Origin of the sequence: Stenotrophomonas sp. PS02289 (assembly GCF_029960115.1) — a bacterium.
Classification (GTDB): domain Bacteria; phylum Pseudomonadota; class Gammaproteobacteria; order Xanthomonadales; family Xanthomonadaceae; genus Stenotrophomonas.
Genome location: NZ_JASCOZ010000012.1, coordinates 18573 through 32305, shown reverse-complemented (window position 1 = coordinate 32305; position 13733 = coordinate 18573). Strand labels below are relative to the sequence as shown.

The 13733-nt window shown below is 67.3% G+C and carries 12 protein-coding genes; 6 read left to right on the top strand and 6 right to left on the bottom strand.

Annotated features, from left to right (window positions below):
• Positions 1-71 precede the first annotated feature (71 nt).
• Together QMX83_RS03275 and QMX83_RS03270 are read right to left on the bottom strand one after the other, a co-directional pair.
• A complete protein-coding gene (locus QMX83_RS03275; RefSeq protein ID WP_282295212.1) occupies positions 72-1295 on the bottom strand; it encodes an MFS transporter in 1224 nt (407 codons plus the stop codon).
• Between the two features lie 152 nt (positions 1296-1447).
• A complete protein-coding gene (locus QMX83_RS03270) occupies positions 1448-3640 on the bottom strand; it encodes a TonB-dependent receptor (RefSeq protein WP_282295211.1) in 2193 nt (730 codons plus the stop codon).
• Positions 3641-3815: 175 nt separating this feature from the next.
• On the opposite strand from QMX83_RS03270, the gene QMX83_RS03265 reads away from it, so the two are divergent.
• Positions 3816-4229 (top strand): MerC domain-containing protein, encoded by a 414-nt coding sequence (locus QMX83_RS03265; protein ID WP_282295210.1) that lies wholly within the window; start codon positions 3816-3818, stop codon positions 4227-4229.
• Positions 4230-4339: 110 nt separating this feature from the next.
• Positions 4340-4522: a 30S ribosomal protein THX gene (locus QMX83_RS03260; protein WP_125358291.1), complete on the top strand. Its 183-nt coding sequence runs from the start codon at positions 4340-4342 to the stop codon at positions 4520-4522.
• Between the two features lie 62 nt (positions 4523-4584).
• Here the strand turns inward: QMX83_RS03260 and QMX83_RS03255 are convergent, their stop codons facing one another.
• From QMX83_RS03255 to QMX83_RS03245, 3 genes are read right to left on the bottom strand one after another with little or no spacing between them, the layout of a single operon-like run.
• Positions 4585-5835, bottom strand: a complete 1251-nt coding sequence (locus QMX83_RS03255) for an ectonucleotide pyrophosphatase/phosphodiesterase (protein ID WP_282295209.1) — start codon at positions 5833-5835, stop codon at positions 4585-4587.
• A 51-nt stretch (positions 5836-5886) separates the two neighbouring features.
• Complete coding sequence (locus QMX83_RS03250; RefSeq protein ID WP_282295208.1) at positions 5887-6378, bottom strand: methylated-DNA--[protein]-cysteine S-methyltransferase; 492 nt, start codon at positions 6376-6378, stop codon at positions 5887-5889.
• Positions 6375-7850 (bottom strand): AlkA N-terminal domain-containing protein, encoded by a 1476-nt coding sequence (locus QMX83_RS03245; RefSeq protein WP_282295206.1) that lies wholly within the window; start codon positions 7848-7850, stop codon positions 6375-6377. The genes QMX83_RS03250 and QMX83_RS03245 overlap by 4 nt, the downstream gene beginning before the upstream one ends.
• 171 nt (positions 7851-8021) lie before the next feature.
• Here QMX83_RS03245 and QMX83_RS03240 point away from each other — a divergent pair, with 171 nt between their 5' ends.
• The 3 genes from QMX83_RS03240 to ubiM all read left to right on the top strand — a co-directional run bounded on the left by QMX83_RS03240 (position 8022) and on the right by ubiM (position 11119).
• Positions 8022-9164: a hypothetical protein gene (locus QMX83_RS03240; protein WP_282295227.1), complete on the top strand. Its 1143-nt coding sequence runs from the start codon at positions 8022-8024 to the stop codon at positions 9162-9164.
• A gap of 58 nt (positions 9165-9222) precedes the next feature.
• Positions 9223-9777: a DUF4019 domain-containing protein gene (locus tag QMX83_RS03235; RefSeq protein ID WP_282295205.1), complete on the top strand. Its 555-nt coding sequence runs from the start codon at positions 9223-9225 to the stop codon at positions 9775-9777.
• Positions 9778-9946: 169 nt separating this feature from the next.
• Positions 9947-11119 carry a 5-demethoxyubiquinol-8 5-hydroxylase UbiM gene (ubiM, locus tag QMX83_RS03230; RefSeq protein ID WP_282295226.1) on the top strand — a complete coding sequence of 391 codons (1173 nt, stop codon included), beginning with the start codon at positions 9947-9949 and terminating at the stop codon, positions 11117-11119.
• A gap of 1 nt (position 11120) precedes the next feature.
• Here the strand turns inward: ubiM and QMX83_RS03225 are convergent, their stop codons facing one another.
• The gene (locus QMX83_RS03225) at positions 11121-11348 is read right to left on the bottom strand and encodes an RNA-binding S4 domain-containing protein (protein WP_282295204.1); all 228 of its coding nucleotides are present in this window, start codon (positions 11346-11348) and stop codon (positions 11121-11123) included.
• A 267-nt stretch (positions 11349-11615) separates the two neighbouring features.
• Between QMX83_RS03225 and QMX83_RS03220 the strand changes: the two genes are divergently transcribed.
• Positions 11616-13538, top strand: coding sequence for a DEAD/DEAH box helicase (locus QMX83_RS03220; RefSeq protein ID WP_282295203.1), 1923 nt, complete (start codon positions 11616-11618; stop codon positions 13536-13538).
• Positions 13539-13733: the final 195 nt, after the last annotated feature.

Here is a 13733-nt window from a genome sequence, read left to right as displayed (position 1 = left end):
AAAACCCCGGCGTTCTTTAACGCATGAACGTCAAATCGACATCATGCGTCCAACCCAATACGCCACCCCCGTCACCGCGCACCCACCGCATGACACCCATAAGGCGCTTCCCGGATCGGCAGGTTCACCACGGCCGCCACGGCCGCCAATGCCATGTCCGCATACCACATCCACACATAGCTGCCCGAGTGCGCCAGCGCCAACCCACCGAGCCAAGCCCCAAAGAACCCGCCCAGCTGATGCGACAACAGCGTCAGCCCGAACAACGTGCCCAGATAGCGCGGCCCGAACAACTTGCCCACCAGCCCCGCCGTAGGCGGTACCGTCGCCAGCCAGGTAAATCCGAGCGCCGCCGCGAACAGGTAGAACGTGAGCGGGGTCGGCGGAGCCAGCAGATACAGCCCGATCATCACCGCACGGCTGGCGTACATCCAGAACAGCAGGTACTTCATCCGATAGCGCTGGCCGAGCGCACCGACCAGCAGGCTGCCGGCGATGTTGAACAGCCCGATCAGCGCGATGGACGTGGACGCCACCGTCGGTGACAGACCACACAGCGCGATCTCGCCGGGCAGGTGCGTGACCAGGAAGGCGATGTGCAGGCCACAGGTGAAAAAGCCGATGTGCAGGTACCAGTAGCTGCGGTTGCGCACAGCGAGCTGCAGTTGCGCGCGCAGGCCCCCGTCTTCCTCCACTGCGGTGATCGCGTGGTCACCCGCGCGACGGCGCAGTGGCCAGGCCATCGGCAATGACAGCAGCGCGGCGGCGGCCATCACCCACATCGCCCGCGCCCAGCCGGCAGTGCTGATCACCCACTGCACCAGCGGGGCGAAGACGAATTGGCCGAGCGAACCGCCGGCGTTGATCAATCCGGCGGCGAATGAGCGCTTCTGCGCAGGCAGACGGTGCGCTGTAGCCCCGATCAGCACGGAGAAGCTGCCGGCCCCCGCACCGGCAGCCATCAATAGCCCGAGGGTGAAGCTGAGCCCCAGCGGGCTGGTCAGCAACGGTGCCAGCAGCAGACCCGCCACCAGCAACACGGTACCGGCCAGCAGCACCGGCCACGCACCGCGCTGGTCGGCCACCGCACCGAATACCGGCTGCACCGCGCCCCAGACAAATTGCCCGATCGCCAGGGCAAAGCTGATCTCAACGATGCTGACCCCGGTACTGCGATGAATCGGGTCGACGTACAGCCCGGAGGTCTGGCGCACGCCCATGGTCACCATCAGGATCGCAGAAGCGGCAACCAGCAGACCCCAGTGCATGCGCGGGGCAGGAGAAGCGGGGGCCATGCGGGTACTCCGGCGGGGAGGTGGACTGATTGTACGGCGGGTGTCGACCGATGCTACCTCGTGACTCATCCAGGAGACTGTGGTCGCGGGCGAAGCCAAAAAAAGGGGGCCTTGCGGCCCCCTAAGGGTGTATCCAAAGACCCAGGGAGGGATCAGAAATACGCGCGGATGCCGAACGCGACGCCGCGGCCCGGCAGCGGGGTGTAATCACGCAGCAGCGAGGTGTGCGGGCGGGCTTCGCGGTTGGTCAGGTTGCTGCCGTCCAGGAAGAACTCGTAGCTGTTGCTGTCGTTGCGGTCCCAGCGGTAGGCCAGGTGCGCATCGACCAGGGTGTAGCCGTCGCTGGGTTCTTCGTTCTGGGCCACATCCTTCTGGCTGCTGTAACGCACCGCGCCGACAGAGGCGCGCCAGCCATCCTTCGACCAGCGCAGGTCGGCACCAACGCGCGCGGGGGAGATGCGGGGCAGGTAGCCGCTGTTGGCAATGTCCACGGTGTAGTTGTGGTTGTGGTCGCCATGCGGCACGGCGATGTCGACGCTGCGGCTGCCGCTGCCATCCAGTTCGGCCTTGACGTAGTCGCCGAACACGCGCAGATCCCAGTCACCTGCGCCGCCCTCGAACAGGTGGAACAGCGCTTCGGCTTCGGCACCCTTGAAGGTGGCGTCCTGCTGGGTCCACAGTCGAACCGGCAGGTCTTCGACCACGCCGGTATCCGCCAGATAGATGAAGTCCTTGAACTTGGTCTGGTAGATCGATGCGGAGAAATCGACCAGGTCGCTGTGGGTATGAATGCCCAGTTCCACGCGCTGGCCGCGTTCGGTCTTCAGGTTGGCATCGCCGATCTCCAGCGAACGGGTGGCGATATGCGCACCGGCGGCGTACAGCTCCTCGGTGGTGGGCGCACGCTCGGAGCTGTCGATGCCGAAGCGCAGGTCGACGCCATCGGTCAGCTTCCAGATGCCGGCGGCCGACAGGTTGGTCGCGTCGAAGTCGCGCTTGCGGTAATCGCCGGTGGGATCGAGCTTGACCTTGTCCTGGCGGGCACCCAGTTCCACCTTCAGCGGACCGAACTGCTTTTCCTGCAGCACGAACACGCCCAGGCTTTCGGTGCCGGTGTTCGGCACGAAGGCCTCTTCGCCGATCGCACCGAAATCGGTATGGCCGAACTGCAGGCCGAAGGCCCCGTCCCAGCCGCCGATCTGCTGCTGGGTCGCTTCCACGCGACCTTCGATGCCGCGGTTGGTGAAGCGAGTGGAAGGCGTGCCCGCTTCCAGCTCGGTGTGTTCGTAGTCGGTGTAGCCGGCGCGGACGTTGATGTTCTTCAGGAACGACACCGGGTTGTAGATGCCGCCCTTCACGTCGAAGCGGTTCTGCACCATGTCGATGCGCACATCATGTTCGTCGCCTTCCTCCTCGTCGCCATGGTCATGGTCGTCATGATCGTGGTCGTCGTCGGCGGCGTGCACGTGCGCGCCATTGGGAATGCCGTAATTGGTGCGGTAGGTGCTGGCCGAGGCACCGAAGTAGCCGCCTTCACCCAGCCAGGTGGCACCGACGCCGCCGGCGCGGGTGCGGATGGAGCTGTTGTCGAGGCGACCGCGGCGCGGCTCATCGGCGTCGGCTTCGTCATGGTCATGACCGCTGTGGTCTTCCAGGCCATCGACCACGGCGTAGCCGGGAATGCGGTAGTCGTCGCCATTGCGGACCAGGCCGTCCACATGCAGGACCACGTTGCCGCTGACACCATCGAGGCGGAACATGCCGCTGCGCTCGTCATTGACCGAGTTGCCGCGCAGTTCGGCGCGGCCGCTCAGCGGACGGTCCGGGATTTCGCTGGCAATGCGGCCATCCACGACATTCACTGCGCCGCCGATGGCACCGCTGCCGAACAGCAGGGTGGCCGGGCCCTTGAGGACTTCCACCTGGTCGGCCAGGAACGGCTCGATGCTGGTGGCATGGTCGGCACTGACCGTGGAGGCATCGAGATTGCCGACACCATTGGAAAGCACCTGCACGCGCGGGCCTTCCTGACCGCGGATGATCGGGCGGCCTACACCCGGGCCGAACGAGGTGGTCTGCACGCCAGGCAGCTTGGCAACGGTTTCGCCCAGGGTGCCCGCCTTCTGTTCGTCCAGACGCTCGCCCGCGAGCACCTCGACCGGACGGGCCAGGGATTCGGCGTCACCCTGCAGGGGCGAGGCGGTCACCTTCACAGTGGTCAATTCCGTCAGGTGGCGGTCAGGATGACCGCCGTCTTCAGCGGCGCTGGCGAAGGCAGGAACGAGGGCAACGGCGAGCGCGAGGGACAGCGCGTGCGGAGTGAGCAGGGGGCGGGGAGAGCGCATGGAATGGGGTCCGTCAGTCAAATTGTTACAATGTATCAATGAGTTGGCGCAGCTTTCCTGTCGTTTCCGGCCCGGTCTGGGACGGTGGGTGACAGGGGTGGAACACCCGGAAGGGGTGTGCGTCAGGATTGATGTTATATTATTCCATATCGCCTCGCCGACCCTGCTGGAAGTCATGCCCCTGTTTGCCCGCCTTCGTCATCTACTTGATCGTTTTGGTGCGACCGGTTCGCTGCTGTGTGCGGTGCACTGCGCGGTGCTGCCGGTACTGCTGGCGGCGGCCCCGTCGTTGGGCCTGTCGGTGTGGATGAGCGACGGGGTGGAACTGGCCCTGGTGTGCTTCGTGACCCTGCTGGGGCTGTTCAGCCTGGTATGGGGCTACCGCCGCCACGGTGCCCTGCGCGCGCTGGGTTTTCTGGTGCCGGGCCTGGTGGCCCTGTGGGCAGGGCTGCTGTACGACCCGCTGCATCATTCGGCGGTCCCGCACGCGATCGTGATGACCCTGGGTGGGGTGCTGGTGGGTGTCGCCCACCTGGTGAATCTGCGCCTCAACCATGGCCACGTCCACGACGCCAGCTGTGCGCATTGAGGCCGTGTGATAGTCTTTCCGATCGTGCGCAGGGCGGTCAAAACTGACCGACTTGCCGAACCCGTGTCCGTACGGGGTAATCAGTATTCAGACTTTAAGGAGTTGACGACATGGGTAAGGGTGACCGCAAGACCGCCAAGGGCAAGCGCTACAACGCCAGCTATGGCAATTCGCGCTCGCACAGCGTGAGCAAGGTGGCCGTGGGCGCAGCTGCGCCGGTCGCCAAGAAGACCGTGGCCAAGGCTCCGGCAAAGAAGGCCGTTGCCAAGAAGGCTGTGGCCAAGGCCAGCTGATCCATCTGGATCGGTCGAGAAAAACGCGGCGCTTGCGCCGCGTTTTTTTTATTGGCGCGCGGTTACTTCAACGCAGGCAGCAGCGTCTGCGGATTGCCATCGTTCGGCGCAGCCGGAATCCCCAGCAGTCGCGTCAGCAGCGGATACACGTCGACGTTGTCGAAACCGGGCAGGGTTTCTCCTTGTTTGAACGACGGGCCGCGGGCGATGAACACCGCGCGCATCGAGGGCAGGGCATTGTCATAACCGTGCGAGCCGCGCTCGCCTGATTTTTCCTGGATGCGGTCGCGGCGCATCGCGTTCCAGCCTTCGTGCATCTGGCAGATGATCGGTGGGATGCGGGGATTGGAACCGTACTGCCAGCGCGCCGGCAGCGTTTCGCGGGTCCAGCAGTCGTACTGCGCGTGTGCGCCCAGCAGCGCTTTCTCCGCCTGCGCCTGCTTGCCCGGCAGCGGCGCGAAACCCACCGACTGGCCCACCGACACGTCCTTGGCCAGCGACGGGTCGACCATGTCTTCCACCGCGATGGTGTTGCCTTCCGGCACCAGTGCCATGCCATGGTCGGAGACCACGATCACGTTGGTGGTGTCTGCAATGCCGCGTGCCTGCAGGCCATCCAGCAGCCGACCGACCGCTGCATCCGCGTCCTTGACCGCTGCGGCGTACTCCGGTGAGTTCGGTCCGTGCTGGTGACCCTCATGGTCCACGTTCTCCATGTACAGCGTGACCAGTCGCGGGGCTTGTGCGTCATCGCGCGCCACCCAGCCCAGCACCTCGTCCACGCGGTTTGGCAATGGCACAGTGCCATCGTAGATCCGCCATTTTGTCGGGCGCACGCCCTGGATGGCGGCTTCGCTGCCGGGCCAGGACCAGATCGCCGTGCGCAGGCCGGCTTTTTCCGCGCCGACCCAGATCGGCTCGCCGCCCCACCAGCGCGAATCGGTCACCGCCTCGCGCATGCTCAGCTTGAAACTGCCCAGCTCGTCCTCGTGCATGCTGTTGTGCACGATGCCATGGTGGTTCGGGCGCAGCCCGGTCACGATCGTGTAGTGGTTCGGGAACGTGAGCGAGGGATACGACGGCGTCATGTACTGCGCGCGTACACCCTCATGCACGATGCGCGACAGATTCGGGGTGATGCCCTTGTCGAGCATGTCCGCACGCAGGCCGTCGATGGAGACCAGCAGCAGCTTCGGTGCCTGCGTCGCCACCGTCGTGGACGCCGCCGAGGCCGGCGAGGTGGGAGGGGTGCTGGCACAGCTGGTCAGCGCGAGGGTGGCGGCAATCGCCAGAGTCAGGCGGACAGAGATCATCCGACCATCATAGGCCGCACGGGTGACCGCGCGAAGACAACCAATGGCACATCACACCAGCAACGGCGTGCCCCGGCCTTCCAGCTCCAGCAACGCAGCCTTGGTCTCAATACCGCCGCCAAAGCCGGTCAGCGCACCGCTGGCCCCGATCACGCGGTGGCACGGCAGCACGATCGGCAGCGGATTGCGCCCGTTGGCCGCACCCACCGCACGACTCGCGGTCGGTTGGCCAATGTGGCGGGCCAGCTGCACGTAGCTCCAGGTCTGGCCGAACGGAATATCCGCCAGCGCCTTCCACACCCGCAGCTGGAAATCGGTGCCATGCGGTGCCAGCGGCAGTTCGAACGTGGTGCGCTGGCCATGCAGGAACTGCAGCAGTTGGGTGCGTGCATCGCGCAGCGCATGGGCGTCGCGTTGCCAACGTTCGCGGCCCTTGGCGTCGTAGCGGTTGTTCTCGAACAGGATGTGGTGGATGCCCTGGCTGTCGCCGGCCACGGTCAGCGCGCCAATCGGGCTGTCGAAGGTGTCGTAGAGCAAGGTCATTTCGTGTCTCCTGAAGTCGTCACGGTCGGCGTGGCCAGATGCCACAGATGCAGCACCGCATAGGCACGCCACGGTCGCCACGCCTGTGAGCGGGCTTCGGTGGCGCGTTCGCTCAGGCGCGTGCCTTGGCCGAGTACCTGCTGCAGCACCAGGTCGCCCGCCGGGAACGCATCGGGCAGGCCCAGCGCGCGCAGCGCGATGTAATGCGCGGTCCAGGGGCCGATGCCAGGCAGGGCGACGCAGCGTTCAATGAAGCCATCCAGGCGCTGGCCGGCGGCGAAGTCCAGTCGCCCTTCGGCGACGGCGGTGGCGACGGCGCGCACCGTCGCCGCCCGCGAACGCGGCAGGCCGATGGATTCCAGTGGCGCGTCGGCCAGCTGCGCGGGTGTCGGGAACTCGCGGTCCAGACCTTCCGGCATGCCGTCCAGCACGCCGCCGAAGCGGTCCACCACGCGCCGGGCCAGGGTGATCGCGGCCGCCACGCTGACCTGCTGGCCGAGCACTGCGCGTACCGCCACTTCAAAGCCATCCCAGCCGCCGGGCACGCGCAGGCCGGGGCGTTCGGCCACGCCCCGCGCCAGCAGCGGTTCCTGCGCGAAGCTGGCATGCACCATGCGCAGGTCGGCGTCGAGGTCGAAAATGCGCCGCACCCGGCGTACCACTCCGGGAATCGCGCGTGGATCAATCTGGCCCAGCTGCAGCAGCAGCTCGGGTCGGCGCGGGTCGGCGGTCACGGTGATGATCGAGGGCCGTTCGGGCGGACCGATCACGCGCTGGTAGCGGTCTTCGCCGATCTGTTCGATGCCGGGAATGCAGCGCCGACGCAGGAACGCCAGCATGGCCGGGAAATCCAGCGGCGGCCGGTAGCCCAGGCGCAGGGTCAAAGCGCCGGCGTCGAGTGCGCCGCGCTGCCGTCGGATCGCGGTGGGTGGCATGCCGCAGCCTTCCAGAAAGGCGGCGTTGAAGCGGCGCAGGCTGTTGTAGCCGGCGGCCATGGCCACGTCGGTGACCGGCAGGGCGGTTTCAGTGAGCAGCTGCTTGGCCAGCAGCAGCCGGCGGGTGGCATGGATCTGTGCAGGGGCCGCGCCCAGCCGGGCCACAAAGAGGCGCTGCAGCTGGCGCGCGCTCAGTCCCAGGCGTGCGGCCAGGTCGCTGACCGCCGCGTCCTGCAGGTAGCCGTCGTGAATCAATGCCAGCGCACGCTGCAGGGTTTCATTGTGCAGCGCGTCCTGGGCTTCGGGAGCGAGTTCAGGGCGACAGCGCAGGCACGGGCGGAAGCCGGCGGCCGCAGCGGCAGCGGCGGTGGGGTAGTAGTCCACATTGCGCGGCTTCGGCGGCGGGGCCGGGCAGACCGGCCGGCAGTAGATGCCGGTGCTGCGCACGGCGGTGTAGAACACGCCGTCGAAGCGCGCGTCGCGGGCGAGGCGGGCGCTTTCACAGGCGGCGTAGTCCAGGGGCGGGGCGGTGTCCATGGGAGCCAGTCTATGCCCCGATGTGGGCCGTGGCTCGCCATTTTCGGACATGTATGAGGCACGCGGCCCGGGCGGTTCAGGGCAGGTTCCCGCGCGCGGCCCCGCTCGCACTAGACTGTGTCTTCACGTGTCGCCTCTGGCACGCCATCGAACGGGAACCGGGTATTCATGTTGCTCAAGTCGTGGGGATTGCCGTTGCTGTGTCTGGGCCTGGTGGCCTGCAGCCAGTTGGAGAACCCGGGCAACGTGACCGCCGCTGACAAGGCCGCGCGGGCACCGGCGGTGGATGGCAACAACATGGTGTCGATCAACGCCGCCGATGCGCCACCGGCGGTGCCGCCGCCGCCGCGCAAGGGCGAGCAGGGCTGGCCGGACGTCGCCCTGGAGAACGGCAAGGCCTGGATCAGCTGTGATACCGACTACGCAGGTGACGTCGGCGACGGCGTCGCGCTGGAAGCGCTGGATCGCGCCAGCCTGGATGCGGCCATTACGCCATGCGCGGAACGGGGTCTGCTGCGCCTGCGCTACGTGGGCAAGATCAACCCGGGTTTCTCCGAACTGGTCGCGCGCACCGCGCTGGTGGCCGAAGCACAGCACATCCAGAGCCGCATCCTCGACCTGGACTCGAGTGGTGGCCAGGTTGAAGCGGCGATCGTGGCCGGCGACCGCATCGGCGAATCACGCTGGACGATCTGGGTGCGTGAAGGGTCGGTGTGCCACAGCGCCTGCGTGTTCGTGCTGGCGGCCGGTGACAACCGCCTTATCGCGGGCAAGGTCGGCATCCATCGGATGATGCGGATCAGCTCCAAGGCGACCTCGCGCGCCGAACTCAACGGCGAGCTGCAGCAGGTCTATGACAACGTCAAGGATTACCTGCAGCGCAACGGTGTGGCGGTCGGCGTGGCCGACCTGATGATGACCGTGCCCAATCGCAGCCTGCGTCTGCTCAGCGCCGACGAACTGCGCCAGTTCGGGCTGGATGGCACCAACGCGGTGCAGGACGACCTGGAACGCATCAAGCAGATGCGCAAATGCGGCGACGACTTCGTGCGGCGCAAGGACGCCTTCCTGGTGGCATTCGACCAGGAGTGCAAGCGCGAGGGCAGCGAACTGGAGGCGGTCACGGCCTGCGGGCAGACCTTGAAGCAGCGGTTCGGCTTCCCGGACGAGACCTGCCCGGCAGAAAGCCCGCTGTCGGAAATCGATGTGTCCACCCTGTTGCCGCCGGCGGCGACCAAGCCGCAGGACCCGCTGGCCGAGCGCACCGCCAGCGAAGCGGCGCAGCCTGCGGCAGAGGCGGCCGAACGCAACTGACGGCGCGCTAACGGCAGTGGCTTAGACTCAGCCCACCTTTCACGTGGATGGTGAACCGATGCGCGTTTCGTTGCTGCTGTCGCTCCTGCTGCCTGTCGCCACGCTGGCCCAGACACCGGCCCCGGCCACGCCTGCCCCCGCACCGGCGCGTCCGGCACCGTCCGCGCCAGCGGCCGCTGCACCGGCAACCGCGGCGACACCCGCACGGCCGGCACTGACTCCGGCCCAGCAGAAGCAGGTCAAGGAACAGGACGACCAACTCAGCGCTGCCGCCCGCCAGATCGCCGTATTGGTGGACAGCAACCGGGCTGCCGAGGCCTGGAAGGGAGCCTCGGCCGTCGCCCGCAAGGCCGTGCCCGAGCAGACCTTCGTCAACCAGCTCGCTGCCGACCGCAAGCGCCTGGGCGCACTGACCACGCGCGGCCAGCCGGTGGTGACGCGGGTGAAGTACGGCCCGGGTGCCACCGTGCCGGAGGGGCTGTACATCAACGTCAGCTTCCCCACCCAGTTCGCCAACAGCGCCCAGCCGGTGCGCGAGCTGGTTTCCTTCCGCCTGGACGAGGACAAGGTCTGGCGCTTGGCCGGCTACAGCGTGCGTGCCGCCGCACCCTGACGCACGCCACCTGCCCTGCCGGTGAATGCCGGCGAACCCGGCTGATCCAGATCAAGGGCGTGGGCCGGGCAGAGCGTTAAGCTCAAGGGCGACTCGTCATCAGGAAGGAATCATGTCGGACACCGGAACCCAGGCGCAGGGCGCGCAGGACACCGCCGCAGGCCAGCAGATCGGCACGGTCGACGTGCTGGTGGTGGGGGCCGGGCCGGCCGGGCTGTGCTTCGCCCGCGCGCTGGCCGACAGCGGCCTGTCAGTGACCCTGGTGGAGCTGCAGCCGCGCGCGGCACTGGCCGAGGCAGCGTTTGACGGCCGCGAAATCGCACTCACCCACGCCTCGCGCCGCATCCTGGAGCAGCTCGGCGTGTGGGACCGGCTGGACCCGACCGAGGTTTCCGACCTGCGCGATGCCCGGGTCATGGACGGCAGCTCGCCGTTCGCGTTGACCTTTGCCGCCGACCAGCGCCAGGGCGATGCGCTGGGTTGGCTGGTGCCCAATCACCTGATCCGCCGTGCCGCGTGGGACAGCGTGCAGGGCCAGGCCGGCCTGCAGTTGATCGACGAAACCAGCGTGCGCGAGGTGGTGCCCGGGGCGGCGTACAGCGAGGTGACCCTCAGCGACGGCCGCCGCCTGCAGGCGCGCCTGGTCGTGGCCGCTGACAGCCGTTTCTCATCAACACGCCGGCTGCTGGGTATCGGCGCGAAACTGCGTGACTTCGGCAAGTCCATGCTGGTCTGCCGCATGCAGATCGACGTGCCGCACCAGCACACCGCGTGGGAGTGGTTCGGCTATGGCCGCACCATGGCCCTGCTGCCGCTCAACGGTGAACTGGCTTCTGCGGTGATCACCTTGCCACCGCGCCAGATCGCGGAGCTGATGGCGCTGGACGAGGACAGCTTCGGGGCCCGCGTCAGCACCCTGTTCGAGTACCGCCTGGGCAACATGCGGCCGGTGGCCAAGCCGGTGGCGTATCCGCTGGTGGGCGTGTTCGCCAACGCCTTCGTCGGCGAGCGCTGTGCGTTGATCGGGGATGCGGCCGTTGGCATGCATCCGGTGACGGCGCATGGCTTCAACCTGGGGCTGCAGAGCCAGGACCGACTGGCAGCGGTGCTGCGCGCGGCAGCGCAGCGCGGGACCGATATTGCCGCGCCGGCCGGGCTGGCCCGCTACGAACGCGGGCACCGGCTGGCCGCACGGCCGTTGTATGAGGCCACCAATGCCATCACCACGCTGTACACCGACGACCGCCTGCCGGCCCGGGTGCTGCGTCGGGCCGGATTGCGGCTGGCGCAGGGGGTGGTGCCGTTCCGCAAGCTGATCGCCGCGCACCTCACCCAGCGGTGACCTACTGTTGGTTGGCCGCCAACACGTGGATGACCGAATCGCCAAACTGAACCTGCTGGCCTGCGCGGATCTTGCAGGCTTTGCGCAGTTCCACCTGGCCGTCGACCAGCACCTGCCCATCGCCGATCAGCATCTTCGCCTCGCCACCGCTGGTGACCAGGTCGGCCAGCTTGAGCAGCTGTTTCAGTTCGACGTACTCGCCGTCCAGATCAAATTCGAGGGTCTGCATGGAGGGGGTATCCTGTGAAGGGCACGGACGAGGAGCCGGGCCGGAAGAGGGCGCGTATTGTGCGCCAGCGCGCGCCAGAACGGCATCCAGGCCGGAATCTGTATACGTTGTTCAGGAACGATGCGGTATCATGTCGGCCTGAGCGAGTGAATTCTCCTCCAAACGAGCAGCGCCAGGGCACGCGATAAGAAAGGGCGCCCAAAGCGCGAACCATCACCTTTTTTTATCGCACTGCCCTGTAAGACGGCAGTGCCTTTGGAGTTTCCCATGTCCCAAGAATCTTCCGCGCCGCTGCTGTTTGCAGACCTCGGCCTGTCCGACGCTGTGATGCAGGCCGTCGCCGCCGTCGGCTATGAAACCCCTTCGCCGATCCAGGCGGCCACCATTCCGGCGATGCTGGAAGGCCGCGACGTGCTGGGCCAGGCCCAGACCGGTACCGGCAAGACCGCAGCGTTCGCGCTGCCGGTGCTGTCCAACCTGGACTTCAACCAGATCAAGCCGCAGGTGCTGGTGCTGGCCCCGACCCGCGAACTGGCCATCCAGGTCGCCGAGGCGTTCCAGACCTACTCGGCCAAGATCCCCGGCTTCCGCGTGCTGCCGGTGTACGGCGGCCAGCCCTACGCCCAGCAGCTGTCGGCCCTGCGCCGTGGCGTCCACGTGGTCGTGGGTACCCCGGGCCGCGTGATCGACCACCTCGATCGCGGCACCCTGGACCTGTCCGAGCTGAAGACGCTGGTGCTGGACGAAGCCGATGAAATGCTGCGCATGGGCTTCATCGACGACGTCGAAGCGGTGCTGAAGAAGCTGCCGGAAACCCGCCAGGTGGCGCTGTTCTCGGCCACCATGCCGCCGCAGATCCGCCGCATCGCGCAGACCTACCTGCAGAATCCGGCCGAAGTCACCATCGCGGCCAAGACCACCACCTCGGCCAACATCCGCCAGCGTTACTGGTGGGTGAGCGGGCTGCACAAGCTCGATGCGCTGACCCGCATCCTGGAAGTGGAACCGTTCGACGCGATGATCATCTTCGCGCGGACCAAGGCCGGTACCGAAGAGCTGGCAGAAAAGCTGCAGGCGCGCGGCCTGGCCGCGGCGGCGATCAACGGCGACATGCAGCAGGCCCAGCGTGAGCGCACCATCGGTCAGCTCAAGGAAGGCAAGCTGGACATCCTGGTGGCCACCGACGTGGCCGCACGCGGCCTGGACGTGGAGCGCATCAGCCACGTGCTGAACTACGACATTCCGTACGACACCGAAAGCTACGTGCACCGCATCGGCCGTACCGGCCGCGCCGGCCGCAGCGGTGAGGCGATTCTGTTCGTCACCCCGCGCGAGAAGGGCATGCTGCGCGCGATCGAGCGCGCCACCCGCCAGCCGATCGAAGAGATGCAGCTGCCGAGCGTGGACGCGGTCAACGACACCCGCGTGAACAAGTTCATGAGCCGCATCAGTGACGCACTGGGTGAAGGCAACATCGACTTCTACCGCGACCTGCTGCAGCGCTTTGAAGGCGAAAACAACGTGCCGGCGATCGACATCGCCGCTGCGCTGGCCAAGCTGCTGCAGGGCGACTCGCCGTTCCTGCTGACCCCGCCGGTGCGCGGTCCGCGTGAAGAACGTGCCCCGCGTGAGCGCCAGGAGCGCGGTGAGCGCCCGTCGCGGTTCGAGCCGCGTTTCGAGCGTGGCCCGCGTCGTGACGACGAACGCGCCGTGCGCGGTCCGCGTCCGGAAGGTGACTTCGGTGCGCAGGACGGCGGCTTCGAACGTGCTCCGCGCCGTGACATCGCCCCGCGCGGTGCTCCGGAGCCGGGCATGGAAACCTTCCGTATCGAAGTGGGCCATGTGCACGGGGTCAAGCCGGGCAACATCGTTGGCGCGATCGCCAATGAAGCCGGGCTGGAAAGCCGCTACATCGGCCGCATCGACATCCATGACGACTTCTCGGTGCTGGACCTGCCGGCGGAAATGCCGGCCGACCTGCTCGGCCATCTGAAGAAGGTGTGGGTGGCTGGCCAGCAGCTGCACATGCGCCGGGTCGAGCCGGGTGAAGACCTGACCCCGTCGGCGCGCGCCCCGTTCAAGCCGAAGTTCGGTCGTGGTCCGGGCAAGCCGGGCGGCCATCGCGGCGGCCCGGGCGGCAACGACCGCCCGCCGCGTCGTGACGGCTTCAAGCCGCGCGGTCCGCGCTGACCCCTGACAAACGCCAGCCCCCGGGCTGGCGTTTTTCGTTCAGGGTCTTTTTTCGCGCCATCTCAACACCCACGCACATAGCCTCAAGGGGTATGGCGTGCTTGGGAGGGCGGGCAGGCGTCGGCGGGCGCAGGCCAGCCTGGAATCGCAACCAGCGACGACAGGACAGGAGGGCGCATGCTGGGAGGCGGCAAC